Consider the following 24641-nt stretch of genomic DNA (forward strand, 5'->3'; position numbering starts at 1 on the left):
GCGCCGTCGCGTTCCGGAAGGCCTATTTGGCCTGAGCCTTCATCTCGGCATAGACTGCCCCGCGTGCGTCAGGTTCCATTGCCTGAAGGTAACGGCTCGCTTCCTTGTATGTAAGAAACGCCTTGCCGTCTGCCTGGATCGGGACTGTCCGGCCATTGTACAGGCGCCGAAGCAACCGCCTTTGCGGCCTGCTCAACGCTTCGGGTTCGTTCGTCGTGTCCATCTGCCCCGCACTAAGCGACAGCGCGCAAAGCTGCTAGCCCTCGCTCGAGACGTTCTCACAATCCGCGAACGCCACGGCTGCCAACCAACCCCCACCACCGCTTGCGATGTTGGACCTCGCCTGTTAGGCGCGCGGCGCGTGTTTCTCGGGAGTCGATTGCCCCATGTCCGATATCAAGAAGGTCGTCCTCGCCTATTCCGGCGGCCTCGACACCTCCGTCATCCTCAAGTGGCTGCAAGTCACCTACGGCTGCGAGGTCGTGACGTTCACTGCCGATCTCGGTCAGGGCGAGGAATTGGAACCTGCCCGCGCCAAGGCCAAGCTTATGGGCGTGCCCGATCACAACATCTATATCGACGACTTGCGCGAGGAATTCGTGCGCGATTTCGTCTTCCCGATGATGCGCGCAAATGCCCGCTATGAAGGCGATTACCTGCTCGGCACTTCGATAGCGCGCCCGCTCATCTCCAAGCGCCTGATCGAGATTGCGCGCGAAACCGGTGCCGACGCCGTCGCTCACGGCGCCACCGGCAAGGGCAATGATCAGGTCCGCTTCGAACTGTCGGCCTATGCGCTCGAGCCCGGCATCAAGGTCATCGCGCCATGGCGGGAATGGGATCTCACCTCGCGCACCGCGCTGATCGCATGGGCCGAAGCGCACCAGATCCCCGTGCCCAAGGACAAGCGCGGCGAGAGCCCGTTCTCGACCGACGCCAACCTCCTGCACACTTCGTCCGAGGGCAAGGTGCTGGAAGATCCTTGGGCCGAAGTCCCGGACTACGTCTATTCGCGCACGGTCAATCCCGAGGACGCACCCGACCAGCCCGAATACATCACCATCGACTTCGCAAAGGGCGATGGCACCGCGCTGAACGGTCAGGCGATGTCGCCTGCCACACTCCTCGCCGCGCTCAACGATCTGGGCCGCAAGCATGGCATCGGCCGGCTCGACCTCGTCGAAAACCGCTTCGTCGGCATGAAGAGCCGCGGCATGTACGAGACGCCGGGCGGCGAGATCTATGCTCGCGCCCATCGCGGCATTGAAAGCATTACGCTCGACCGGGGTGCCGCGCACCTCAAGGACGAACTGATGCCCAAGTATGCCGAGCTGATCTACAACGGCTTCTGGTTCGCGCCCGAGCGCGAGATGCTTCAGGCCGCGATCGATCACAGCCAGGCCCGCGTCAATGGCACCGTCCGACTGAAGCTCTACAAGGGCAGCGCCACGGTCGTCGGCCGCAAGTCGCCCGACAGCCTCTATTCCGAACGCCACGTGACGTTTGAGGACGATGCCGGCGCCTACGACCAGAAGGACGCGGCGGGCTTCATCAAGCTCAACGCTCTCCGTCTGCGTTTGCTGGCCCAGCAAGGGCGTTGAATTTTCGGGCGTTTCGGCGCTCGTCCAAAACTATCCACCGAAAGGTGCGGGGGTTGTGGATAACTCCCGCATTTTTCGCTTGCGCGACTCAGGGATGAGGCGCAGCTTTTGTGTGTCGAGAGCGAAATCCGGCCAAGATCATTGACGCAAGCCATTGATTTTGAACGGTATTTGTTAAATCGGCTCGGACACGGATAGTTTGCAGCGTAACCACTTGCAGTGGCCTTCTTGCCCTCCTGCAAATGCGCGAACCTGTAGGCAGAAGTGACCGGAAGCGGGGTGCCGGACGGTGCCTTTCCACAAAGCCGCGCGGCGAGGGCTCATGCCTCCATCCGGCGCGGACAGAGCGGAAAGGAAACGGGCGCGCATTCCACACCTCCCCTTTGCAGGAGGCCGTCCGACTTGTCGGGAGCGGCGCTGCGATGAGGAGGCGACGCCCACGGATGGCCAACCACGGCGGTCTTGAAAGAGAGCGGCGCGGCGGCTGGAGCGAGCGGTGATGCGCCAGCAATCACCGGAGCGCGCGACACGGGCGGCAGGACGGAGCGCGTCGGGCCCGGGCGAGAGCACGGATCGGCAGCAGCCCAGGGGCTTCGCGCCCCGAAAGGCATCCGGCAACGCCGCCAGCGAAGCGCCTCACACGCACCGCCCGGCAGACGAGTGGACGGTGTGTGGGGGCCGGCAGCGATGCTGGCCCCCATTTTCGTTGCGCCCGCCAACCTTCACCGCCTCAGTTCTTCGCAAGCTGGCCGCGCAGTGCGCCCTTGGGGAAATCGGTATTGTGGACGTTGACGTAGTAATCGCCCGGCGCGGCGAGGATCTTCTTGATCAGCGCAGGCTCGAGCGCGATGCAGGCGTCGCTGTCCTTGCCCGTCACCTCGATCGTGCCGACCGGCTTGCCGTCCGCGCCCGCTGCGCCTTCGTGGACGTGGGCCATGGTGGCGGGCGCGATCTTTTCGGCCCAGAGCGTGAAGCAGAAATCGCCGGTATCGTCGTCCGCCTCGGCCTTGAACCCGCCCGCGCCGTCCGCATCGCCGCCGCCCGTCTCGGCCGCGCCGGTGAGCGTGGCGGTGAGCGTGACCGGCTTGGCGAAAGCCGGGGCGCTAAGCGCGGTGGCGGCCAGCGCGGCGATCAGGGTTGCTCGTCTCATGGTGTGCTCTCCCTTGGTTCGCCGACGAGCCAAGCGACTCTGCGGCGCGGAAGCGAGCCTACACCCGGCGGCGCGCGGCGGGAATGGGTTTACGGGGTTTACACTGTCCAGAGGAGTTTGTGCGGGGGGCTGGCGTGTCTCGACTTCGGCGGGCACGAACGGAATTTTTTCTGTGCCCGACACGAACGGAGGTTGGTGCGCCGCCTCGGCCTTGTATTCCAGTGGCTCCCCTTCCCCGCCGAGCGCGGCGTCGAGCAGGGCTTCGCGCGCGGCCACTTCGTCGTCCCATTCGGTGAGCGCGGCGGTGAGCGCTTCGGCTTCGGCCTGGCCCAGCGCGGCTTCCCATAGGTCCCAGGCGTGGTCGTCACGGGTGTCTTCGGGTTCGGGGCTTTCGTGGGTGAAGGCGTGTCTGGCCTCGGTGACACGCTCTGCGACGAAAGCGTCGCGCGCGGGATCGGGCCAGGCGGTGGCAGTTGCGGGCGCGTGGCCCTGCGCGAGCGCGGCGAGGGTTTCGTCGAAGGTGGCGACGGTCTGGCAGACGGCGGCAGAGGCGCGGGCGGCGCGGGCATCGAGCCGGGCGAGATGGGCGAGCAGCAGGCGGGAATCGAAGCGCCGCCGCTCACCCACCGCCTCGCCCCGGAACCAGATGGTTTCGGTGGTGCCGTGGAGCGCGCGCGTGGCGAGCACCTGCTCGGCAGCCTCGCGCGCGACGATCAGCGCGGCGTCCCACAGCCCGGCAAACGCTGCGTCGCGGCGGCGGCGAACATAAGCCGTTTGCGCCGACACCCCGGCGGCGAGCGCGGCGGCGCGCACATTGCCCTCAAGGCTGAGATGCGCGAGGAACTGCGCGATGCGTTGGGGGGAAAAGGCGTTGTGCGGAGCTAACAGGGGAAGCCCCGCAAACTCCCCTCCCGCCTGCGGGAGGGGCTGGGGGTGGGCACTTTCTATTTCATCCCCCGGTAACCCGATATCACGACTGGCGGGAATCCACCCGCGCCCGAAGGCACCCGCCGTCTGGGTATGGGCGGCATCAGGATCAGTGACATGCGGCATGAGGCGCACTCCTGCTGGAACAAAACAGGACTGCCTAGGCCGGGAAGGGGGATGTAGGAAAATGGTTTGTGGCTATTTGGCACCACTCTCAATCGTACGCTGGATAGCATCCACGAGACGGCTGCCCGCCCCCACAATTTTAGACAGAACCATTAACTGTTCACGGCAGGCCAAACTTTCGGTTTGGACCGGGTAATTCAATCGATGATCGACTTCACCCCAAATTTCTTCAAATAACGTTCTCACTTGAATTTCGCAACATATATCGGAATCTTGTCGTGGCTTTATCAAATAATGAACACTTGTATAAAATGAATCTCGCTGCTCTACTTTCAAATCAAACCGTTCAAAATAGCTTTTAGCTTCCGGATCCCACGTGAATGCCTTCGGCTCTTCATTAAAAACCCAGTCACCAATGTTAACCTTTGTTCGAATAGCTGAATCAACTACACTAAAGTCATTTTGAAACAGTAAAAGTATTCGAATTCCTGCCAAATCTGTAATTTCTTTTATCAGTGAATCTGGACTTATATTCCGACCATCCGCCAGTTTTCTCGCAACCTTTTCACGTAAATGAGATTCATCTTTCATCCTTTTTTTTTGAGAGTGGATAACTGATTGCTCACCTGATTTGAGCAACTCATGCTCCCCAAAGAACGCAAATACACCATCCATAAAAAGCGAAATGTCTGTTCTTCGTGACCTAAAAACTTTCGCAAACGCTGCCCATTCTTCATCATTCATGATCACAGAGCCTCCAGACGCGATATAACGTCTAATGCAAACTTTCTGTAATTTCTCTGAGTTTCTTCATAAATTTGTCTGTTTCCACGGATTGTACTTGCGTCTCCACCGTCCAGAGAATCACAAGACGGCAACATCCACATAGGCAGGTGATACTTTTGGGCCATCGCAGGCAATGTGTTATGTCCGTGAATTACAGCTCCGTTAGCTATACTTTCTCTCAATCTGTCTTTTTCTATATTAACCATGTCATGGGGATCAATTTCCTCAAATATAGTTTTAGGTATTTGCTTTGCATAATTAAAGTGGGCTTGAGCAATTCCTAGTTTATTTGTGGTCTTTGAACCCTGAAGTCTCTTCGCGTTATACAAGGTATATCCGATAAATTGAACAAATCTATTCGGAAACGCATGTCTTTTTGAATCAGACAAAAGTGAAAAAACACTTTCAAACTGCCTCTTCCATTGCGTTATGGCCGATCCAATATTACGAATTCCGTAAACCGAAAATAAATCCGGGTTTCCAGGAATCAAGAACGCATCCGCCTGCGATAGAATATTTCGGTTCAAAGCTCCAAGCGATGGGGATGTGTCCAATATGACGATATCATAACCACTTTTTTCGGCATATGCTTGAGCTAGTGTCCTGATACTGGTCGCCGTCCGAATAGCCAGAGGATCACCAGAATAAATGGCATTAAATCTCTCTGCAACTTTTGACTCAAACATATGAAGAGTTAAACGACCTGGTATTAAATCTAGTCCTTTACGCATTTTTATCGGGGGCGGAAGGCAGCCGAGTTCCGCGGTGCCGTCCTCGATAGGTTTTAGACTAAAGTGAACCGATCTCGGTTTTTCAGTGATTTCTTCAAAGCCGACAACTCCTAAAGCTTCCCGAGCACTCTTAAAGTCATCAATGAAATCATCCTCAGAAATCCAAACGTCCGCAATTTCTTCTTCTTTCAAACAATATATAGTTAAATTGCATTGAGGATCCAAGTCGACCATCAAAACCTTTTTCCCCGCCTCTGCCAAAGCATAAGCTAAGTGAAATGTCAGTGTTGTTTTACCGACACCACCTTTATTATTAAATATGGTCAATATCCGCATAAAACTCTCTATAATTGGACTGAGTTTAGGATGGCACGATCTCTTTGCACTTTCAAGGTTACGAATGCCTGATGTCGAAGATCGGATAGGTTGATGAAGTACTCCCCCATGGCTTTTTGCTCTATCTCGCCCCCCCCGAATACCCCCCTCCCCCCATCGTTATCCCCCTGTGCAGCCGGTTGGACTGGGCACTTTTGAAAGGGAACGATGGTGAAAACCGTGATCACTCTGCGCTGTGCGGCGCTGGCGCTGGCGGCGGCGGGTTTGGCTTTTTCGGGCGGGCCTGCCTTTGCGGGTGAAGGTTTCAATGTGGCGGCATCCGTACTTCCCCTTAGCCCTTGATGGGGGATGGATACCGTAGCTTGCGGACTTGTCCGCTGGCGAAGGTTGGATGGGAGTCACTGCGCTGCGATGAAGAAGGCACCTCCGCCTTTGGCCATCATCCGGGCACGGCGGATGCGGCGCGAGCCTACGCTTGCGGAAGCGGCGATGTGGCAGTTGTTGCGGGCGCACTTTTCCGAGTGGCGGTTTCGGCGGCAGGTGCCGCTGGGCCATGCGATCTGCGATTTTGCCAGCCATCGTGCGCGGCTGGTGATCGAGATTGATGGTGGGCAGCATGGCGGTGCTGACGATCTGGCGCGGGACGCGTCTGATGTGGCGCGGGACGCGTTTGATGTGGCGCGGGACGCGATGATCGGGCGCGAGGGGTATCGCGTGGTGCGGTTCTGGAACAACGAGGTGTTGGGGAATATTGAAGGCGTGGCGCGGGTTTTGAGTGGGGTTTTGGGGGAAATTGCTTTGCAGCTGCATTCACCGCCATCCAGCGCTAATTCACCCCCATCCAACTTCGGCTAGGCAGCAAGCTGCCAAGCCTTCGTATCCTTCCCCCATCAAGGGGGAAGGTTTGGGGTGGGGACACTTCCCCCCTTCCCCCTCGATGGGGGAAGGATACCGCAGCTTGCGGACTTGTCCGCTAGCGAAGGTTGGATGGGGGTGAGAGATTCAGCGCACCAGCAGTGGCGCCAGGTAGTGGCCGGTGAAGCTTCTTGGGTTCTTCGCCACCACTTCCGGCGTGCCTTCCGCGACGATCTCGCCGCCGCGGACGCCGCCTTCGGGGCCGAGGTCGATGATCCAGTCGGCGGTTTTTATGACGTCGAGGTTGTGTTCGATCACGACGACGCTGTTGCCCTGTTCGACCAGGCGGTGGAGGACTTCGAGCAGTTTGCGGACGTCTTCGAAATGGAGGCCGGTGGTGGGTTCGTCGAGGATGTAGAGCGTCTGGCCGGTGGAGCGGCGGGCGAGTTCCTTGGCGAGTTTGACGCGTTGGGCTTCACCGCCCGATAGCGTGGTGGCCTGCTGGCCGACCTTGACGTAGCCCAGGCCGACCTCGTTGAGCATGTGCATCCGGTCACGGATCGGGGGGACGGCCTTGAAGAATTCCTCGGCGTCTTCGATGGTCATGTCGAGCACGTCGGCGATGGAGTGGCCCTTGAACTTCACTTCCAGCGTTTCGCGGTTGTAGCGGCGGCCGTCGCATTCCTCGCAGGTGACGTAGACGTCGGGGAGGAAGTGCATTTCGATCTTGATGAGGCCGTCGCCCTGACACTTTTCGCAGCGGCCGCCCTTGACGTTGAAGCTGAAACGGCCGGGTTTGTAGCCGCGCGCGGCAGATTCTGGCAGGCCTGCGAACCAGTCACGGATCAGGGTGAAGCTGCCGGTGTAGGTGGCGGGGTTTGAGCGCGGGGTGCGGCCGATGGGGGACTGGTCGATCTCGATCACCTTGTCGCAGTGTTCGAGGCCGGTGACGCGGTCATGCGCGCCCGCGATCACGCGCGCGCCATTCAATGTACGCGCGGCGACGGCGTGGAGCGTGTCGATGGTGAAGCTCGACTTGCCCGAGCCGGAGACGCCGGTGATGCAGGTGAAAGTGCCCAAGGGGATCTTGGCGCTGACGTTCTGCAGGTTGTTGGCGCGGGCGCCTTCGACGCTGATGTGGAGGCCGTTGCCCTTGCGGCGCTGCTTCGGCACCTCGATCCGGCGGGCGCCGGTGAGGTACTGGCCGGTGAGGCTGCGGGGGTTGTCGAGAATGTCCTGCAGCTTGCCCTGCGCGACGATCTCGCCGCCGTGGACGCCCGCGCCGGGGCCGAGATCGACGACGTGATCGGCGGTGCGGATGGCGTCTTCGTCATGCTCGACCACGATGACGGTGTTGCCGAGATCGCGGAGGCGCTTGAGCGTGATCAGGAGGCGATCATTGTCGCGCTGGTGGAGGCCGATGGAGGGTTCGTCGAGCACGTAGAGCACGCCCGAGAGGCCGGAGCCGATCTGGCTGGCGAGGCGGATGCGCTGGCTTTCGCCGCCCGAGAGGGTGCCGGAGGTGCGATCGAGATTGAGGTAATCGAGGCCGACGTTGTTGAGGAAGCCGAGGCGCTCGTTGATTTCCTTGAGGATGGCCTTGGCGATCTGGCTCTGCTGGCTGGTGAGCTTTGAATCGAGGCCACCATACCACGCGACGGCGGCGGCGACCGAGAGGTGGGTGATGGAGGAGATGTCGGCGCCGGCGACCTTGACGCTGAGCGCTTCGGGTTTGAGGCGGGCGCCGTGGCACGTCTCGCAGGGCTGCGCGGTCTGGTACTTGCCGAGTTCCTCGCGCATCCACGCGCTCTCGGTTTGCAGCATGCGGCGGTTGAGATTGCCGATCACGCCTTCGAAGGCCTTGGAAACGGTGTAGCTCTTCTTGCCGTCGATGAAGGTGAGCGGCACGGCCTTGCCGCCGGTGCCATAGAGGATGACGAGCTTCACCTCACCCGGGAGTTCGTCCCACGGGGTTTCGAGCTTGAAGCCGAAGTGCGCGGCGAGGCTGGCGAGAACCTGCATGTAATAGGGCGACGGCGGGTTGGACTTGGCCCAGGGGACGACGGCGCCCTGCTTCAAGGAGAGGTTTTCGTTGGGGACGACGAGCTGCGGATCGAACAGCAGTTTCTCACCCAGGCCATCGCAGGCGGGGCACGCGCCCTGGGGGGCGTTGAACGAGAACAGGCGGGGTTCGAGCGCGTCGATGGTGAAGCCGCTGACGGGGCAGGCGAACTTTTCGGAGAAGACGATGCGGTTGGCGGGGAGGCCGGTTTTCTTCATGCCGGATTTGGACTTTGGCGCGGGGCCTTCGACAAGCTCAGGCTGAGCGGGATCTTTTGCTATCCCCTCCCCCGCTCGTGCTGAGCCTGTCAAAGCACCTTCGCCCAGCTCGGCAACGGTCGTATCGGCCAGATCGATGTATACGAGGCCGTCGGCGAGTTTGAGGGCTTGTTCGAAGCTGTCAGCCAGCCGGGTCTGGATGCCGTCCTTCACGGCGATGCGGTCGACCACCACTTCGATGTCGTGCTTGAGCTTTTTATCGAGCGCGGGGGCGTCTTCGATGGCCATCATCTCGCCGTTGATGCGGACGCGGGTGTAGCCGGCTTTCTGCCATTCGAGCAGTTCGCGGCGGTATTCGCCCTTGCGGCCGCGCACGGCGGGGGCGAGCAGGTAGGCGCGGGTGCCTTCGGGGAGGGCCATGACGCGGTCGACCATCTGCGACACGGTTTGCGAGGCGATGGGCAGGCCGGTGGCGGGGCTGTAGGGGACGCCGACGCGCGCCCAGAGCAGGCGCATGTAATCGTAGATTTCGGTGACGGTGGCCACGGTGGAGCGCGGATTGCGGCTGGTGGTCTTCTGTTCGATCGAGATGGCGGGGCTGAGGCCGTCGATATGTTCCACATCGGGCTTCTGCATCATTTCAAGGAACTGGCGCGCGTAGGCCGAGAGCGATTCCACGTAGCGGCGCTGGCCCTCGGCGTAGATCGTATCAAACGCGAGGCTGGATTTGCCCGAGCCGGACAGCCCGGTGATGACGATCAGGCTATCGCGCGGGAGATCGATGTCGATCCCCTTGAGATTGTGTTCACGGGCGCCGCGGACGGAAATGGTATTGAGAGACATGCGCGGCGGTGTTCCATATTTGTTCGATTCAGGCAAGAGCCTGACGCCCACCCGTCCCGCGCATGTGGGGAGTGGGGCGGCGCGGCGCAATATGGACCGGGGTGCGGTTCACATCAGGAACGTTTCGCCGTGCCTTGCTTTTTTCGGACAGCGCGGGTTCACCAGCTTCCGCCCAAGTTGATCGCAAGACGTCTGTGGAGATTGCCGAGTGACAGCCTATCCGTTCCGAAATATCTTTGCGGCCGCGCTGATGGCAGCGCTGGCCGCCCTGCCCGGCGGCGTTCAGGCGAAGTCTGACCCCGGCAAGAAGGCTTGCGTGCAGGAAGCACGCAAACTGTGCCCGGCGGAAATGAAGGCAATGAGCCGCAAGCGCGTGGAAGCCTGCATGATCACCAAGATCGAACAGACTTCGCCGATCTGTCACGCTGCGATGTTGCGGATCAAAACCGAGCGCGGCGTGGTGGACAAGCGCTAACCGGCGACGGCCTCGCCCGCCTTATCGCCATAGAGCGCGTTCGATTCACTGCGAATGCGGACGAACAGCATCGCCGCGTTGAGCAGCGAAAAGACGATTGCGACCCAGACCAGACCGAACACCAGCGGCAGCACGGCGATTTCGCCGATGACCACGCAGTAATTGGGGTGGCGCAGGAAACGGAACGGACCGCCGGTAACCAGCGGTGCGCCGGGCAGGACGATGACGCGGGTGGTCCAGCGCTTGCCCAGCGTGGCCAGAACCCAGACTCGCAGGGCCTGCAACACCACGAATATGCCGAGGAGCGGGACGTTGACCGGCTGGCCGCCGACGGTGAGCCAGAGCACGACCAGCCACGAGGCGTGTAACGCGACCATCACCGGATAGTGCGACGCGCCGATTTCAATGGCGCCCAGCGCGCGCAAGTGGCGCGTGTTGCGCGAGGCGATGACCAGTTCGGCAAGGCGCTGGAGCGTGACGAGCGCCATGATGACATAAGGCAGGCTCATGCCGCGCACCGCATCGTCAGCGTGCTGGCGGTGAATCCCGGCCCGAGCGCGGTGAGCACGGACAAGGGCGGCAAGCCTTGATCGCGCATCCGGTCGAGCACGAAGAGCGCGGTGGGCGCTGACATGTTGCCGTGCCGGCGCAGGATTTCGCGTTCGTGATCGAGCGAACCCTGATTGAGCCCGAATGCGGTTTCCATGGCATCGACCACCTTGGCCCCGCCCGGATGGCAGATGAAGCGATCGACATCACCGATCTTCAGGCCTTGCGGCCCGAGCATTTCGTCCATGGCCTGCTGCATATTGCGCCGCGCGAACGCGGGAATGGCGCGGTTCAGGACTACGCCAAACCCGTTTGGCTCCATTTCCCAGCCCATGATGTCGAGCGTGTCGGGCCATGTCTTCTCGGCGCTGCCGCAAAGCTGCGCGAAGCCTTCGTCGCCCGAGCGGACGACGCAGGCAGCTGCGCCATCACCAAACAGGGCCACCGAGATGACATCGGCCTTGCCCACGGCTTCGGTGCGGAAGGCGAGACTGCACAGCTCGACCGTGACGAACAAAACGGTGGAACCGGGCGTGGCGCGCGCCAGCCTGGTGGCCAGTGCCAGCCCGGAAACGCCGCCCGCGCAGCCAAGGCCGAACACGGGCACGCGGGACACATCGGACCGGAAATCCATGTGGGCCATGGCACGCGCATCGAGGCTTGGCGTGGCGATGCCGGTCGACGAGACGGTGACAATGGTATCCACGTCAGATGCTTCGAGACCGGCCTGCGCCAGCGCGTCCCTGGCTACGGCCATGAACAGATCGAGCGCGACTTCGAGATAGACGGCGGTGCGTTCGGTGAAATCGCGCGGCGAGAGATACCATTCGACCGGGCGGGCCAGTTGGCGTTCGGCAATCCCGGCATTGGCGAAGACCGAAACCATTCTGTCAAAATCACGGAAGCCGCCTGCGAGCAGGTGACGGCCGGTCTCAAGCGCCTCGTCCTGCGTCAGCACGTGTGGGGGGGTTGCCGTGGCAAGGGAGAGAAGCGTTACCGGAGCTGTCATGCATGTCCTGTCTTGCCGGGCGACCGGTAATCATTATTTGCGAGTGAAACGATCCTTCGCCATGGCAGTTCCGTGGGTCAGGACCTATTAACTGCACCTTGGAGGCGCATTTAATAGGTCCTGACCCTAGCAGCAATTCGTCTCCGCTTGCAGACAGTGAATGATGGCTGCACTTTTGGACTGGTCTTCGATGAACGATAACGTCCTGCCTGCTGCCAGCTTTCGCACCTGGATCGGTTTCATTGCCATGTGCCTTGGCATGTTCATGGCGATTCTGGACATCCAGATCGTGGCGACATCGCTGCCCACGATCCAGACCGCGCTTGGCATCGAGACCGATCAGATGGTCTGGGTCCAGACGGCATACCTGACTGCCGAGATCGTTGCGATCCCGCTGACCGGCTACCTTACCGGACTGCTCGGTATGCGCTGGCTTTTCGTGGTGGCCGTGTGCCTGTTCACGGTGGCATCGGCGGGTTGCGCGCAGAGCGATGATTTCACGACGCTGATCGCATGGCGGATCGCACAAGGGTTTGCCGGAGGCACGCTGATCCCCGCCGTGTTCTCGGCGGTGTTCCTGCTTTTTCCGGTGCGGTCGCAAGGCGTGGCGACGACGATTGCGGGCGTTGCCGCCGTGCTCGCGCCGACCGTCGGCCCGATTGCCGGAGGGTGGATCACCGAGAGCTGGTCATGGCACTGGCTGTTTCGCGTCAACATCGTGCCGGGGATCGTGGCGGCACTGATCGCGCTGATGACGTTGCGCGGTCCAGCGGCCAATCACCGCAATCCGCGCAATTTCGATGTGATCGCGCTGGTGGCGCTGGCGGCTGCGCTGACCGCGTTCGAACTTGGGCTGAAGGATGCGCCGACGCTGGGCTGGTCTGCGCCGTGGGTTGCCGGGCTGCTGGCGTTCAGCGCGGCGGCGGGCGCGCTGTTCTGCTTCAAGACCTTGCGGTCCGCGTTTCCGCTGGTGGAGCTGAAATGTTTTGCCGACCGCAACTTTGCCATTGGCTGCGTGCTGAGCTTTGCGCTGGGAATAGGGTTGTTCGGATCGACCTATCTGATGCCGTTTTTCCTGGGGCTGGTGCGCGAGCATGGTGCCTTGCGGATCGGCGAGATCATGCTGGCGACCGGGATCGCGCAGCTGGTTTCGGCACCGATTGCCGTCGCGCTTGAGCGCAAGGTGGACGCGCGGTGGCTGAGCTTTGCCGGATTTGCGGTGTTTGCCGCCGGACTGCTGATGAGCAGCCGGCAGACGATCAATACCGACGCCAGCGAAATGATGATCCCGCAGATCATCCGGGGCTCGGCGATCATGTTCTGCCTGCTGCCCCCCACGCGGCTTGCGCTGGGGCTGCTTTCCGAAAAACTGGTGGCCGATGGCAGCGGATTGTTCAATCTGATGCGCAACCTTGGCGGCGCGATCGGGCTGGCCTTGATCGATACGGTGATCTTCAGCCGAAGTGCCACACACGCGAACGGCATCGTGAACAAGTTGCAGGACGGCGATGTGGCGACGGCAGTGAGCATCGGTATCCCGCGCGACGCCTTTCTGGAGCAGGCAGGGCAGCCGCTGGACGAGTTTACCCGCGAGATGGTGCGCCCGCTGGTGGAAAAGGCGGCACTGGCCGACGCAGTGAACGATGCGTGGCTGGTGATCGGCATCCTGACCGCGCTGGCGGTGTTGCTGGTGCTTTTCGTGCGGAAATCGGCAGCTGCGGAGGCGACAGATACGGCGAAGGCCTGAGGCTGCTTCCCGAGGGCTGGCAAGGATTGCCCGGGTTGTGTTCCTTGCCGGGACGTTTCTTCATTTTGTCGAAACCATACAATAGTCCGTTTCGGAACTTTGCTATAACGAAGCAACAGGTTCAGAAACTGGCGTTTTCCCCATGGTTGTCGAATTGCCCGAATATCATCGTTCGCAGCCAGCGCAGAGCCTGTTCTGCTGGGCCGATGGACGGTGCGAGGTGCTGCCGGTGGTGCGGCCGGAAGTTTCGATGAAAGTGCGCGAGACGTTTGCCGCCTATTTCGCGCCGGATTTTGCTGCGGCGATGACCGAACACCGGCATGACCATGATGATCGGGCCGTGGACGCGGCTTGATCCTTCGACAGGCTCAGGATGAACGGGGCTTGATCCTTCGACAGGCTCAGGATGAACGGGGCTTGGGATGAGGTATTCGGCGGGTTTGGGTGGGGAAATACCCCTCCACCATCCTGCGGATGGTCCCCCTCTCCGGTTCGGGGAGGTTTAGAGCGCAAGCGCCTTGTGGCCGTGCTCGCCCAGCCAGCGGCCTTGCAGATTCCAGACGTCGGCGATGATCTGTTGCGACAGGGCGCTATCGGGCGGGCCTTGAGCGGCAAGTTGGCCCTGGTTCAACACGATGACATGGTCGGCGTGGTTCATCGCCAGCGCGAGATCGTGGACGACAAGGACGACGCCCCTTCCCTCACCCGCAAGCGTGCGCAGGCGGCGGATGAGCGATTGCTGATGCGCAAGGTCGAGCGCGGCGAGCGGTTCATCGGCCAGAATCCAGTGTGGCTGGGTGGCGATGACGCGGGCGAGCAGGGCGCGGGCACGTTCGCCGCCTGAGAGCGAGGCGAGAGGGCGGTCGGCCAGTGCCTCGATCTGGAGAGCGGCAAGCGCTTGTTCTACGGCACGGGCGTCGTCCGCGACACTGGAGCGATGCGGCAGGCGGCCGAGCGCGACGAGAGTGCGGACCGAGATGTTCCAGGCGACACCGGCGGTCTGCGGGAGATAGCCGATGCGGCGGGCGCGGTCCTCGGGCAGGATCTGCGCGAGCGGCTGGCCTGCGAGGGTGACGGTGCCAGAGGCGGGCGCGATCAGGCCAGCGAGGGCGGCCAGAAGTGTGGACTTGCCCGCGCCGTTGGGGCCGCAGATGGCGGTGACCTTGCCGGGTTTGAACTGCGCGGTGACCTCGCTCAGGCGGGCGGGGATGGTGAGCGCTTGGGCTTCGAGCATCAGCGCGCGTCCTCCGGCAGGCTCAGGACGAACGGAACAAGTGAACGCATCACGCCAGCTCCCGCCGCATCTTGATGAGCAAGCGGAGGAAGAACGGCGCTCCGGCGAGGCTGAGAGCGATGCCGAGGCGCAGTTCTCCGCCGGCAAGCGGGAGGATGCGGCAGAGGCAATCGGCGACGAGGAGCAGCAGCGCTCCGGCGAGGCCCGCGGGGATGAGCGTGGCAGACGGGCGCTGATCGGTGAACGGGCGGACGAAGTGCGGGACCATCAGTCCGACGAAGCCGATCATGCCGGCAACCGCCACGCCGCTGCCGACGATCAGGCCGACGCCTGCGATCATCAGCCAGAGCAGGCGCGCAGGCTCGAACCCGAGCGAGCGGGCGGCGTCTTCGCCAAGGGTCAGCGCATCGAGGCCGGGGGCCGCGCGCCATAACGCTACAAGGCCCATGGCAGTGAGCGGGGCGGCGAGGCGGACCTCGTGCCAGCCGCGATCGGCAAGCGCGCCCATCAGCCAGGTCACGATCTCGGACAGGGCGAAGGGATTGGGCGAAAGGCTGATGGCGAGGCTGGTGAGCGCGCCTGCCAGGCTGGCGATCATCATGCCCGCCAGCGTGAACAGCGCGATGCCGCCGCTGCGCCCCGCGATGAGCGCGAGCAGCGCCATGGCTCCGCCTGCACCGATCAGGGCGAAGAGCGGGAGCAGGATCACTTGCGCGCTATAGCCGGTGTAGAAAGAGAGGACGGCGCCGAGCGCGGCGGCTGGCGCGATGCCGAACAGGCCGGGATCCGCCAGCGGATTGCGCAAGTAGCCCTGCATGGCCGCGCCTGCCGCGCCGAGGCCTCCGCCGAGGATGAGCGCGAGGAGCGCGCGGGGGAGGCGCAGTTCGATGAGGATCGCGGTGGCGTTGGGCACCGGGGGGCCGAAGGGGTCGATCCACACTTGCCCGGCGAGGAGCGAGAGCGGGAGGGTTATGGCCAAGGCGGTGAGGAGGGTTCTGATGAGGGGCGTCATCGCGAAGACCCCTCCACCATCCGGCGGATGGTGCCGGGGAGGTTCATGCGGACTTCGGCCAGCCTTTGGGCGGCGGCGATGACGGTGGGGCCGCCGCAGTAGAGGAGTCTGGGATTGAGCGGCGCGCGCTTCGTGGTGGTCAGGGCTTTGAGCGCGGGGTGGGAAAGGACGCGGTCGTCACCTCTTCCGGTTTCGGCAGTCTGGCCTGCGACGAGGATCAGCGCAGGCGGATCGGCGAGCATCTTTTCGAGGGGCAAGTAGTCGGCTTGCCCGAGTCCGCGCGCGGCGGCGAAGTTGGTGAAGCCGGTGCGCCGCAAGAGGTCGGCGATCAGGGTTCCGTCGCCGGGGACCATACCGCCCGACTGCCAGACGACGGCCTGGATGGGCTTGGCACCTTGTGGTGGCGCGGTCGCTTTCAGGGCCTCGTCGATCCGGGCGACGAGCGCTTCACCGCGCTCCGGGTGGCCGGTGAGTGCGGCGATCTGGCGGATCTGGGCGCGGCTGTCTTCCACCGTGGCGGTCATGCCCAAGGCCTCGAAGCGCAGGCCGAGACGATGGTAGGCGCTGGTCGTCGCAGGGTCGGTGAAGGTGCTGCCGAGCACGATATCCGGGCGGAGCGACAGGACTTCCTCGACGGTGCCGCGCGTGGAAGGGAGTCTGGCTGCCGCTGCGGCGTCCATCGAGGAGGAGCGCGGATCGCGGCTGTAGTGCGAGATGGCGAGGATCTGGGCGGGGTCGGCGACTTCGGCGAGGATCGCGTCGGTACAGGGATTCAGGCTGACCACGGTGGGGTGGGTTTGAGCGCGTGGCTCCTGGGCCGCCTGGGATGCCGGGACGCAGCTGGTGAGGAGAGTTGTGGCGATGATTGTGAGGGTTGGCAACAGGCCCTCCCCCAACCCCTCCCGCAAGCGGGAGGGGAGATAGAGGGGCCGTCCCTCCCGCAAGCGGGAGGGGGGCATTTTGCGTTTCGCTTTACGGGCGAGGCGCTGGATCAATAGCGTGCCCGGATGCCGATGAAGGCGGAGCGACCCCAGGTGCCGTAGTCGGCGACGGTCTGGTAGCCTTCGTCGAACAGGTTTTCGACACGACCATAGAATTCGACCTTGTCGGTGACGGGGAAACTGGCGCGCAGGGTGGTCACGGCGTAGCCATCGAGCGGCACGGTGTTTGCGGCATTGTCATAGCTGTCTCCGACCATGCGCAAGTCCGCCCCGAGAGTGAGGCCAGCGAGCGGGCTTGTCCAGTCGCCCGACACGGTGAGCGCGTGGCGCGGGCGGCGGGCGAGATCCTTGCCGTTGTTGAGGTTACCCGGCGTCAGGTTGCGCGCTTCGAGGTAGGTGTAGGCAGCGCGAAGTTGCAGGGTGTCGCTGGGCTTTGCGCCGAGTTCGACTTCGACGCCTTCGGCACGAGCCTTGCCGATGTTGTCATAGAGGCCGAACGGGCGCGTGGCGCAGGCGTTCAAGCTGGCGCAGGAGACGAAGGCGATCAGGTTGCGGCTATCGCGGCGGAACACCGTGGCCGAGGCATGGAGGGCGCCGTTGCGGCTGCCCCATTCGAGGCCAGCGTCGTAGCTCTTCGAGCGTTCGGGGACCAGCGCGGCGTTGCCGTAGTCCGAGAGCAGTTGATAGAGCGTAGGGGCCTTGAAGCCTTCACCGTAGGAGGCGCGCAGGCGGAGGTTTTCGACCAGTTGGAACGAGCCGTTCGCGCCGAAGGTCCATGCGCTGCCGAAGCGGCTGTGGTCGTCATAGCGCAGGCCTGCGGCTAGGCTCGCGCGGTCCGAGGTCCAGCCGAGCAGGGCGTGGCCGCTGGTGAGGTTGGCCTTGGCTTCAGCGTCGAACGTGCTGGAGAAGCGGGTCCATTCGCTGTCCGCCCCGAAATCGAGGGTGACGCTGGCGGGCAGGTTGAGACGGCCCGTCAGGTCGGCGCGCTCTGAGCGGCCCTTGTAGCCGTAGGATGGGGCAGTGCCGAAGGTCGGGTCGTAGTAGTTGCGCTTGGTGTCTGACAGGGCGAAGCCGGTGTTGAGCGTGAGGGCGCTGCCGGTGTAGCGCAGGCCGACGCGGCCCGAGGCCTGGCGGGTGGTCTGGTATTCGGGGGTATCGCCGAAAGTGTAGAACGGGGGTGCGTAACCGTCGATGTCGGTGCGGGTATCGGCGTAGCGCGCGGTGGCGACGATCGCCAATTCCTGCGTGACGTTGAGGCGACCGCGCCCGCCGATGCGGTACTGGCGGAAGCCGTCGGGTTCGGTGCCAGCGGCGGCAGCGGAAACGCCGTCGCTGGTGGCATAGCCGCCGTTGAGGGTGAGCGCGCCGAGATCGGACGAAATCCCTGCAGCGGCATCGGCGGTCCAGGTTTCATGCGCGCCATATTCGGCGCTGGCTTCGACGCCGTTGAGATCGCGCGACTGGACCGCGATCACACCGCCGAGTGCGGCACTGCCCCAGACGACCGAGTTGGAGCCGCGCAGCACGTCGATGCGCTCAATGCCGCCGGGGGTAAGCGTGCCGAAATCGAAACCGCCCGAGGGGGCAGAGACGTCTTCCACGCGGACGCCATCGACGAGGACGAGGACTTGCTCAGCATCCGCGCCGCGCAGGCGCACGCCGGTGAAGCTGCCGGGGCCGCCGTTGCGCGTGATGGTGAGGCCGGGGACGCGTTCGAGGACGCGGGTGATGTCAGGGCCTTGGATCGACTGGATTTCTTGCGCCGTGATGACGGTGATCGGCTGGCCGGTCTTGCTCAACAGGGTTTCGCTGCCGGTGGCGATGACGGTTATTGGTTCGGGGCGCTTCAAGTCTGCGATGACAATGTCGTCGGCGTTCTGCGCCAGCACGGGGCTTGCGAACGCGAGTGCGGAAACGGAAATGAGAAACTTCTTCACGCGGTAGACTCCACGGCCACGAACGGAACTGCCGTTCATGGCGGGAGGAGCGCTGGGCCATAAATGACGCGCCTGCCGCATGCGCCCGGTACACCCCGCCCGGCCGCGGAACGACGACCATCGGCAGGTTTCCTGGCTCCCGGGTCATCGTGCGTCGCCCGCCTTCCCAGCGCCGGGATCGAATCCGGCACCAGTGGCTTCACTGGGCAACGCGCTATCCGGTTACAGTTGCGGGGGCAGCGCCGGATTTGAACCGGCTTCCCTCTTAGCCCGTTTGACGGGGCACCGTTGGCGTCGCGGCATGAACTAACGGGAACTTTTGTGCACTGCAAGAGGCCGTGTTCCCTTTTGGGCAGGTTAACCGGATCGAAGGGGGCTGTGCCGCATCGGGACAGGCGCAAAAGCACGCGTGCGCCGTGAGGCCCAAGGGATTAGCGAAAAACAGGAATATCAGGATTCTCGCGTTACCCATGCCTTTGGAAATCGCCTTCCGGCCGATCGAACTGCCAAGTGTCGCCACGGCGCGGGTGGAACGTGTGTGGGCGGAAGAAGCCCAAATGGATATGAGGCCGCGTGATTTTGCGGCGCGAATCCGGCGGCGAGACATGGGTTCTATCCGCAGGGCCTTGCGTGCACCTTCGGTAGTGCGCCGCCGCGTGGCCGGCGTGGCGATGTTCGGAATTCTCGGCATGTTGCTTGGCCCTTTGGGCTGGGGCGAACCGGGCGGCATCTCGGCGGCATCGGCGCATGAACGCATGGCCGGGCTGCAACCGTTCGAGCGCGCAGGCGAGAGCTTTCCGGGTTCGGCGTTTTACTGGCTGGCCTCCGATGACACCGGGCTGATCGCCCCGACCGAGGCGCAAACCGCCTGGGACGCGCGGCGCGACGACGAGGAAGCCATAGGCGGCGCGATTGCGCGGCCTGTCATCGCCACCGGCACTGGCGAAGATCGATTTCGCGCTTTGCAGTGCCTGACGGCGGCAATCTATTACGAGGCGGCGAGCGAGCCGGACGGCGGGCAGCGCGCGGTAGCGCAAGTCGTGCTCAACCGCGTTGCCCATCCCGCTTATCCCAATACGGTGTGCGGCGTGGTCTATCAGGGATCTGAGCGGCCTTCGTGCCAGTTCAGCTTCGCTTGCGATGGATCGCTGGCGCGCAAACCGATGGCCGCGTTCTGGGACCGCGCGCGGCGCGTGGCGGCCGACGCGCTGGCCGGTTACGTCTACGCGCCGGTGGGTCTTGCCACGCATTACCACACCACTGCCGTGCATCCCTATTGGGCACCGAGCCTGACCTTCATCGGCACGATCGGGGCGCACCGGTTCTATCGCTGGGGCGGCGCTGCGGGCAAACCGGCGGCCTTCACCGCGCGCTATGCAGGCGGCGAGCCGATTGCCGCGCCGCACCCGCGCACCTGGACACCCTCGCCCGCCGATGTGGCCGATCCGCTGACGCTGGAAAAGGCGTTCGAGGAAGGGCGGATCGTGGCGGCTTCAGCTTCCAGCCCTGCCCCGACTTACGCTGCGCCGTTACAGCAACGCGGCGGCGATGCGCTGTTCCGCGCGCAGGCTTTGCCCGGCGGCAAGCCGGTGGCGGGTGATGCACCGACATCGGGTAGCGGATCGGTGCTGCCGGGGTATGAAAACGCGAACACCTGGATCGCGCAACCGGGGGCTTGAGGGTGAAGCGTCACCCCATGGCCGATCGGGGAGTGGCGATTTGTTCCGGCCGGCGCTGAAAGGCAGCCTCAGTCCGGGCAAGGCCCGGGGCGACGATACTAGGGTCAGGACCTATTAACTGCGCGTATCTTGGCTTGCCTCAGGACGAACGGTTTGGGGTGAGTATTCGAGATTGCGCCGCGTTCTATCGCTGCAGATTAAGTGCAAGACGGATCAGTTCGTCGCACAACTCCGCCGATTGATCTCTACAAGGCAGCTTCTAGAGAGGCCCATTCATCTGCGAGCAAGGTCTGCGTGAACAGGCGGTGCCCGTGGGGTTACAAGCTTTGGAGGGAATATGCGGACGACCAAGACATTGTTGCGGACACGGCATCTGCTGGCCGCGCTGGCACTGCCGCTGAGCGCGGTTGCCGCGCAGGGGCAGGTTGACCCCAATATCGTGGTCGAGGGTGAAGTGCCGGTCGATCCTGCGACCCTCGCCGCAGGTCCGGACATCAAGGGCGTGATCTCTGCCCGAAGTGGCAACCGGTTGCAGGTTACCGCCGCTGACGGGTCTGCCACAGTCATCCAGATCGCGGAGACGACGCGGATCAGGGCTGGCGGCGGGTTGTTCGGATCCACGCGTGCGAAAATCGGCCCTGAAGCGCTGCTCAACGGGCTGCCGGTAACGATCAAGACGCTACAGGCGGGTGGTTCGCTGCTGGCAAGCCAGATCACTTTCAAGAACGGCGATCTCAAGACCGCGACCATGATCCGTGCAGGGACCGCGCAGGGCTTTGCCGAACAGTCGGCTGCGACCGAAGCGCTGCGCGGGCGGATGGGCGACATCGACAAGTACAACATCAAGCGCACGAGCAATGTCTATTTCGATACGGGCCGCGCCGTGCTTTCGCCGCAGGCCAAGGCCGAACTCTGCGCCACCGCTGCCGAGGCCGAAGCGACCGACAACGCGCTGATGCTGGTCGTGGGCTATACGGATTCGGTGGGGAGCGAGGAATACAACCAGCTTCTCAGCGAAAAGCGTGCAGGCAGCGTGATCAACTATCTCCAGCAGGCCTGCCACTGGAAGCCCTATCGGATGCTGACACCGACCGGCATGGCCGAGGCTGACCCGCTGGCGAGCAACGATACCGCGGAAGGCAAGGCGCAGAACCGCCGGGTTTCGGTCAATGTGCTGGTGAGCAAGGGGCTGGACGGGCTGTAAAAACTCCGCCGGTCGCAATTCTGTTTCGGACCGGGTGGTTATTGCTTCCTTTACCGTGTCGTCCAACGGAACCTTAGGCTGCGGGGGCTAGAGGTTCTCGTGTGGAGGATGGCACCCGGGTCGTGATCGGGGCTGCCTTAGGAGATAGAACAACCCATGGTGCGATTTGCCCCCCGCTACGGCATCATTTCCCCCTGCATGGCGCGCCCGATCCTGGGTCGTCATGTGCGGGCGGTGAATGACAATGCCGAAGAATGGTGCGGCTCATGGCCGCAGGAGAGCGAGGCGCTCGACACGGCGCTGAGGCTGTTTGCGGCGCATGGCTTTTCGGCTGCCGCGCAGGCGCGCGATGCGGCGCTTATTGCCGAGCGCGGCGGCGACGAGGGCCGGGTGGGGTTCTGGATGGAAGTGTGCCGCACGCTCGACCGGCGCATGGCGCGCGAGTTTGCGCAGGCGCGGATGCGGTAAACGTACTGAGGTGCGCAAGTAACGAAGGCCCCGGTGGAAACGCCGGGGCCTTTTTGCTTGAGAATTGACTGCCAGACAACCATTTATCGCTATTGCGAACTGTTATCATAAAAACCCCGGAACTAGCGGTTTTTCGCGGTTGCATTCGTAGGCGTGCGGGCTTAGGGGCCGAGTCATACGCCAGCACTTCCCTGTCTCGCGGGGCATGGGGGAGGACTGGGCCGGATTTCATCAGGGATGCCGACGTCCGGCCGCCCGAAATCCGGTTGTCTTGTATGCTTGTCCCCGCGAACGGGAAAGGACCGTAAAGCATGGCACGCAAGAAGATCGCGCTCATCGGCGCAGGCAATATCGGTGGTACGCTTGCCCACCTCGCCGCCCAGAAGGAACTGGGTGATATCGTCCTGTTCGACGTGGTCGAAGGCGTGCCCCAGGGCAAGGCGCTCGACCTTTCGCAGTGCGGCCCGGTCGAAGGCTTTGACGCCAAGATCACCGGCACCAACGATTATGCCGACATCGCAGGCGCAGACGTGATCATCGTCACCGCCGGTGTCGCCCGCAAGCCGGGCATGAGCCGCGACGACCTGCTCGGCATCAACCTCAAGGTTATGAAGGCCGTGGGCGAGGGCATTGCTGCCAACGCGCCTGACGCATTCGTCATCTGCATCACCAACCCGCTCGACGCGATGGTATGGGCGCTGCGCGAATTTTCGGGCCTGCCGCACAACAAGGTCGTCGGCATGGCAGGCGTGCTCGACTCGGCGCGCTTCTCGACTTTCCTGGCATGGGAATTCGGCGTTTCGATCCGCGACGTGAACACGTTCGTTCTGGGTGGCCACGGCGATACGATGGTGCCGGTTACCCAGTATTCGACCGTCAACGGCATTCCGGTGCCCGATCTGGTCAAGATGGGCCTGTCCAGCCAGGAAAACATCGACGCGATCGTCCAGCGCACCCGTTCGGGCGGCGGCGAGATCGTCGGCCTGCTCAAGACCGGCTCGGCGTTCTACGCACCAGCCGCGAGCGGCATCGCGATGGCCGAAGCGTATCTCAACGACCAGAAGCGCATCCTGCCTTGTGCGGCATACGTTGACGGCCAGTACGGCGTTGACGGCCTCTACGTTGGCGTTCCGGTGCTGATCGGTGCGAACGGCGTGGAGAAGGTGATCGAGATCGAACTCGACGATGCTTCGAAGGCTGGCCTGCAAGTCTCGGTCGACGCGGTCAAGGAACTGCTGGAAGCCTGCAAGGGCATCGATCCAAGCCTCGTCTAATCATCAATTGTGCCCTGCCCGCGTGGCGGGGCACGCCATTTTCCGTGCTCCTCAGCTGAGAGCCTCCCCGGAAAGGAAATTCCATGTCCATTCTCGTCGACAAGAATACCAAGGTTATCACGCAGGGCATGACCGGCAAGACCGGCAGCTTCCACACGCAGGCGGCGCTTGATTACGGCACGCAGATGGTTGGCGGCGTGACCCCCGGCAAGGGCGGCACCGACCACATCGGTCTGCCCCAGTTCAACACCGTGGCCGAAGCCAAGCACGCCACTGGCGCGACCGCATCGTGCATCTACGTGCCGCCTTCGGGTTGCGCCGACGCGATCCTTGAGGCGATCGACGCCGAGATGGAACTGATCGTGGCGATCACCGAAGGCGTTCCGGTGATGGACATGGTCAAGGTGAAGCGCGCGCTTTCGGGTTCGAAGAGCCGCCTCATCGGTCCGAACTGCCCCGGCGTGCTGACGCCGAACCAGTGCAAGATCGGCATCATGCCGGGTTCGATCTTCAAGGAAGGCTCGGTCGGCGTAGTCTCGCGCTCGGGAACGCTGACGTATGAAGCGGTGTTCCAGACATCGGCCATCGGCCTTGGCCAGACCACGGCTGTGGGCATCGGCGGTGACCCGGTCAACGGCACCAACTTCATCGACGTGCTGGAACTGTTCCTGGCCGACGAAGCGACCAAGTCGATCATCATGATCGGCGAAATCGGCGGCGACGCTGAAGAAATGGCCGCGCAGTTCCTGATCGACGAAGCCAAGCGCGGGCGCAAGAAGCCGATGGCCGGCTTCATCGCAGGCCGCACGGCGCCTCCGGGCCGCCGCATGGGCCACGCCGGCGCGATCGTTTCGGGCGGCAAAGGCGATGCGGACAGCAAGATCGCGGCGATGGAAGCTGCCGGGATCAAGGTCTCGTCCTCGCCAAGCCTGCTGGGCGAGACGCTGGCCGAAGTGCTGAAAGAGCGCGTTTAGCTGAGAACTGCTGGCGTCCCCGCGAAGGCGGGGACCTCAGGAGGCTGGATGATCCTTATGTTCAAGGGTTGTGCATTTAGGCCTGAGGCCCCCGCTTTCGCGGGGGAGCCGGATGTTTTTGGTTCATTCTGTTGAAGCCCGGCTACGTCTACATACTGACGAACAAGCCGGGTGGAGTTTTGTATATTGGTGTTACGAGCGACCTTTCCACGAGGGTCGCTCAACATCGCAGCCAGGCAGTCCCGGGGTTTACCCGGGATTACAACTGCGAACGGTTGGTCTGGTGCGAGAGATTCGACGACATCGAAGATGCGCGAATGTTCGAACGCCGGATGAAAAAATGGAACCGGGCTTGGAAAGTTGCCCGGATCGAGGAACGGAACCCGGAATGGCGGGATCTGTTCGAAGATGGTCTGATGCCATGAGCTTCCTTATGGTTGCACATGGTGCCTGAGGCCCCCGCCTTCGCGGGGGAGCAGGTTTAGTCTTTAGTTTTGTCCGAA

23 protein-coding genes and 1 riboswitch are annotated in these 24641 nt (G+C 62.9%); of the genes, 12 read left to right on the top strand and 11 right to left on the bottom strand.

The window, feature by feature from the left end; all coding sequences use genetic code 11:
* Window positions 1-22: 22 nt before the first annotated feature.
* The gene (locus tag RM192_RS11725; RefSeq protein WP_311507730.1) at window positions 23-223 is read right to left on the bottom strand and encodes a hypothetical protein; all 201 of its coding nucleotides are present in this window, start codon (window positions 221-223) and stop codon (window positions 23-25) included.
* Window positions 224-386: 163 nt separating this feature from the next.
* On the opposite strand from RM192_RS11725, the gene RM192_RS11730 reads away from it, so the two are divergent.
* Window positions 387-1601: an argininosuccinate synthase gene (locus RM192_RS11730; RefSeq protein ID WP_311507731.1), complete on the top strand. Its 1215-nt coding sequence runs from the start codon at window positions 387-389 to the stop codon at window positions 1599-1601.
* A gap of 730 nt (window positions 1602-2331) precedes the next feature.
* On the opposite strand, the gene RM192_RS11735 is transcribed toward RM192_RS11730, so the two are convergent.
* The 3 genes from RM192_RS11735 to RM192_RS11745 all read right to left on the bottom strand — a co-directional run bounded on the left by RM192_RS11735 (window position 2332) and on the right by RM192_RS11745 (window position 5657).
* Entirely contained in the window at window positions 2332-3804 is a 1473-nt protein-coding gene (locus RM192_RS11735) for a CHRD domain-containing protein (RefSeq protein ID WP_311507732.1), read from the bottom strand.
* 72 nt (window positions 3805-3876) lie between these two features.
* Window positions 3877-4548 (bottom strand): RelA/SpoT domain-containing protein, encoded by a 672-nt coding sequence (locus RM192_RS11740; protein WP_311507733.1) that lies wholly within the window; start codon window positions 4546-4548, stop codon window positions 3877-3879.
* A 2-nt stretch (window positions 4549-4550) separates the two neighbouring features.
* The gene (locus RM192_RS11745) at window positions 4551-5657 is read right to left on the bottom strand and encodes a ParA family protein (protein WP_311507734.1); all 1107 of its coding nucleotides are present in this window, start codon (window positions 5655-5657) and stop codon (window positions 4551-4553) included.
* 210 nt (window positions 5658-5867) lie between these two features.
* On the opposite strand from RM192_RS11745, the gene RM192_RS11750 reads away from it, so the two are divergent.
* Both RM192_RS11750 and RM192_RS11755 read left to right on the top strand, forming a co-directional pair.
* A complete protein-coding gene (locus RM192_RS11750) occupies window positions 5868-5999 on the top strand; it encodes a hypothetical protein (protein WP_311507735.1) in 132 nt (43 codons plus the stop codon).
* A 69-nt stretch (window positions 6000-6068) separates the two neighbouring features.
* The gene (locus tag RM192_RS11755; protein WP_311507736.1) at window positions 6069-6512 is read left to right on the top strand and encodes an endonuclease domain-containing protein; all 444 of its coding nucleotides are present in this window, start codon (window positions 6069-6071) and stop codon (window positions 6510-6512) included.
* Window positions 6513-6659: 147 nt separating this feature from the next.
* Here the strand turns inward: RM192_RS11755 and uvrA are convergent, their stop codons facing one another.
* Window positions 6660-9635, bottom strand: a complete 2976-nt coding sequence (gene uvrA, locus RM192_RS11760) for an excinuclease ABC subunit UvrA (protein ID WP_311507737.1) — start codon at window positions 9633-9635, stop codon at window positions 6660-6662.
* A gap of 208 nt (window positions 9636-9843) precedes the next feature.
* Here uvrA and RM192_RS11765 point away from each other — a divergent pair, with 208 nt between their 5' ends.
* Window positions 9844-10110 carry a hypothetical protein gene (locus tag RM192_RS11765; RefSeq protein WP_311507738.1) on the top strand — a complete coding sequence of 89 codons (267 nt, stop codon included), beginning with the start codon at window positions 9844-9846 and terminating at the stop codon, window positions 10108-10110.
* Here the strand turns inward: RM192_RS11765 and RM192_RS11770 are convergent.
* Complete coding sequence (locus tag RM192_RS11770; protein ID WP_311507739.1) at window positions 10107-10619, bottom strand: isoprenylcysteine carboxylmethyltransferase family protein; 513 nt, start codon at window positions 10617-10619, stop codon at window positions 10107-10109. The genes RM192_RS11765 and RM192_RS11770 overlap by 4 nt on opposite strands.
* Window positions 10616-11668, bottom strand: a complete 1053-nt coding sequence (locus tag RM192_RS11775) for a 3-oxoacyl-[acyl-carrier-protein] synthase III C-terminal domain-containing protein (protein WP_311507740.1) — start codon at window positions 11666-11668, stop codon at window positions 10616-10618. Before RM192_RS11775 ends, RM192_RS11770 begins: the two co-directional genes overlap by 4 nt.
* A gap of 163 nt (window positions 11669-11831) precedes the next feature.
* Between RM192_RS11775 and RM192_RS11780 the strand changes: the two genes are divergently transcribed.
* Together RM192_RS11780 and RM192_RS11785 are read left to right on the top strand one after the other, a co-directional pair.
* Window positions 11832-13415 (top strand): DHA2 family efflux MFS transporter permease subunit, encoded by a 1584-nt coding sequence (locus RM192_RS11780; protein ID WP_311507741.1) that lies wholly within the window; start codon window positions 11832-11834, stop codon window positions 13413-13415.
* A gap of 142 nt (window positions 13416-13557) precedes the next feature.
* Entirely contained in the window at window positions 13558-13770 is a 213-nt protein-coding gene (locus RM192_RS11785; RefSeq protein ID WP_311507742.1) for a hypothetical protein, read from the top strand.
* A 147-nt stretch (window positions 13771-13917) separates the two neighbouring features.
* Here the strand turns inward: RM192_RS11785 and RM192_RS11790 are convergent, their stop codons facing one another.
* The 4 genes from RM192_RS11790 to RM192_RS11805 all read right to left on the bottom strand — a co-directional run bounded on the left by RM192_RS11790 (window position 13918) and on the right by RM192_RS11805 (window position 18578).
* Window positions 13918-14649: an ABC transporter ATP-binding protein gene (locus RM192_RS11790; protein ID WP_311507743.1), complete on the bottom strand. Its 732-nt coding sequence runs from the start codon at window positions 14647-14649 to the stop codon at window positions 13918-13920.
* 49 nt (window positions 14650-14698) lie between these two features.
* A complete protein-coding gene (locus RM192_RS11795; RefSeq protein ID WP_311507744.1) occupies window positions 14699-15661 on the bottom strand; it encodes an iron ABC transporter permease in 963 nt (320 codons plus the stop codon).
* The gene (locus RM192_RS11800; protein ID WP_311507745.1) at window positions 15658-16446 is read right to left on the bottom strand and encodes an ABC transporter substrate-binding protein; all 789 of its coding nucleotides are present in this window, start codon (window positions 16444-16446) and stop codon (window positions 15658-15660) included. Before RM192_RS11800 ends, RM192_RS11795 begins: the two co-directional genes overlap by 4 nt.
* A gap of 206 nt (window positions 16447-16652) precedes the next feature.
* A complete protein-coding gene (locus tag RM192_RS11805; RefSeq protein WP_311507746.1) occupies window positions 16653-18578 on the bottom strand; it encodes a TonB-dependent receptor domain-containing protein in 1926 nt (641 codons plus the stop codon).
* A gap of 65 nt (window positions 18579-18643) precedes the next feature.
* A riboswitch (cobalamin riboswitch) is annotated at window positions 18644-18844 on the bottom strand.
* A 165-nt stretch (window positions 18845-19009) separates the two neighbouring features.
* Here RM192_RS11805 and RM192_RS11810 point away from each other — a divergent pair.
* The 6 genes from RM192_RS11810 to RM192_RS11835 all read left to right on the top strand — a co-directional run bounded on the left by RM192_RS11810 (window position 19010) and on the right by RM192_RS11835 (window position 24563).
* Window positions 19010-20218 (top strand): cell wall hydrolase, encoded by a 1209-nt coding sequence (locus RM192_RS11810; protein WP_311507747.1) that lies wholly within the window; start codon window positions 19010-19012, stop codon window positions 20216-20218.
* Between the two features lie 337 nt (window positions 20219-20555).
* Window positions 20556-21422 (top strand): OmpA family protein, encoded by an 867-nt coding sequence (locus RM192_RS11815; RefSeq protein ID WP_311507748.1) that lies wholly within the window; start codon window positions 20556-20558, stop codon window positions 21420-21422.
* Between the two features lie 198 nt (window positions 21423-21620).
* The gene (locus RM192_RS11820; RefSeq protein WP_311507749.1) at window positions 21621-21890 is read left to right on the top strand and encodes a hypothetical protein; all 270 of its coding nucleotides are present in this window, start codon (window positions 21621-21623) and stop codon (window positions 21888-21890) included.
* 311 nt (window positions 21891-22201) lie between these two features.
* Complete coding sequence (gene mdh, locus RM192_RS11825) at window positions 22202-23164, top strand: malate dehydrogenase (RefSeq protein ID WP_311507750.1); 963 nt, start codon at window positions 22202-22204, stop codon at window positions 23162-23164.
* 83 nt (window positions 23165-23247) lie between these two features.
* On the top strand, window positions 23248-24138 hold the full coding sequence (gene sucD, locus RM192_RS11830; RefSeq protein WP_311507751.1) for a succinate--CoA ligase subunit alpha: 891 nt from the start codon (window positions 23248-23250) through the stop codon (window positions 24136-24138).
* A gap of 131 nt (window positions 24139-24269) precedes the next feature.
* Window positions 24270-24563, top strand: a complete 294-nt coding sequence (locus RM192_RS11835; RefSeq protein ID WP_409233809.1) for a GIY-YIG nuclease family protein — start codon at window positions 24270-24272, stop codon at window positions 24561-24563.
* Window positions 24564-24641: the final 78 nt, after the last annotated feature.

The sequence above is a fragment of the Novosphingobium sp. MMS21-SN21R genome (assembly GCF_031846015.1).
GTDB lineage: Bacteria > Pseudomonadota > Alphaproteobacteria > Sphingomonadales > Sphingomonadaceae > Novosphingobium.

Bases quoted from the DNA above. Each gene is read 5' to 3' on its own strand.
- RM192_RS11725 (WP_311507730.1), bottom strand. From the start codon at position 223: ATGGACACGACGAACGAACCCGAAGCGTTGAGCAGGCCGCAAAGGCGG.
- RM192_RS11730 (WP_311507731.1), top strand. From the start codon at position 387: ATGTCCGATATCAAGAAGGTCGTCCTCGCCTATTCCGGCGGCCTCGAC.
- RM192_RS11735 (WP_311507732.1), bottom strand. From the start codon at position 3,804: ATGCCGCATGTCACTGATCCTGATGCCGCCCATACCCAGACGGCGGGT.
- RM192_RS11740 (WP_311507733.1), bottom strand. From the start codon at position 4,548: ATGAATGATGAAGAATGGGCAGCGTTTGCGAAAGTTTTTAGGTCACGA.
- RM192_RS11745 (WP_311507734.1), bottom strand. From the start codon at position 5,657: ATGCGGATATTGACCATATTTAATAATAAAGGTGGTGTCGGTAAAACA.
- RM192_RS11755 (WP_311507736.1), top strand. From the start codon at position 6,069: ATGAAGAAGGCACCTCCGCCTTTGGCCATCATCCGGGCACGGCGGATG.
- uvrA (WP_311507737.1), bottom strand. From the start codon at position 9,635: ATGTCTCTCAATACCATTTCCGTCCGCGGCGCCCGTGAACACAATCTC.
- RM192_RS11770 (WP_311507739.1), bottom strand. From the start codon at position 10,619: ATGAGCCTGCCTTATGTCATCATGGCGCTCGTCACGCTCCAGCGCCTT.
- RM192_RS11775 (WP_311507740.1), bottom strand. From the start codon at position 11,668: ATGACAGCTCCGGTAACGCTTCTCTCCCTTGCCACGGCAACCCCCCCA.
- RM192_RS11780 (WP_311507741.1), top strand. From the start codon at position 11,832: ATGGCTGCACTTTTGGACTGGTCTTCGATGAACGATAACGTCCTGCCT.
- RM192_RS11785 (WP_311507742.1), top strand. From the start codon at position 13,558: ATGGTTGTCGAATTGCCCGAATATCATCGTTCGCAGCCAGCGCAGAGC.
- RM192_RS11790 (WP_311507743.1), bottom strand. From the start codon at position 14,649: ATGCTCGAAGCCCAAGCGCTCACCATCCCCGCCCGCCTGAGCGAGGTC.
- RM192_RS11795 (WP_311507744.1), bottom strand. From the start codon at position 15,661: ATGACGCCCCTCATCAGAACCCTCCTCACCGCCTTGGCCATAACCCTC.
- RM192_RS11805 (WP_311507746.1), bottom strand. From the start codon at position 18,578: ATGAACGGCAGTTCCGTTCGTGGCCGTGGAGTCTACCGCGTGAAGAAG.
- RM192_RS11810 (WP_311507747.1), top strand. From the start codon at position 19,010: ATGCCTTTGGAAATCGCCTTCCGGCCGATCGAACTGCCAAGTGTCGCC.
- RM192_RS11815 (WP_311507748.1), top strand. From the start codon at position 20,556: ATGCGGACGACCAAGACATTGTTGCGGACACGGCATCTGCTGGCCGCG.
- RM192_RS11820 (WP_311507749.1), top strand. From the start codon at position 21,621: ATGGCGCGCCCGATCCTGGGTCGTCATGTGCGGGCGGTGAATGACAAT.
- mdh (WP_311507750.1), top strand. From the start codon at position 22,202: ATGGCACGCAAGAAGATCGCGCTCATCGGCGCAGGCAATATCGGTGGT.
- sucD (WP_311507751.1), top strand. From the start codon at position 23,248: ATGTCCATTCTCGTCGACAAGAATACCAAGGTTATCACGCAGGGCATG.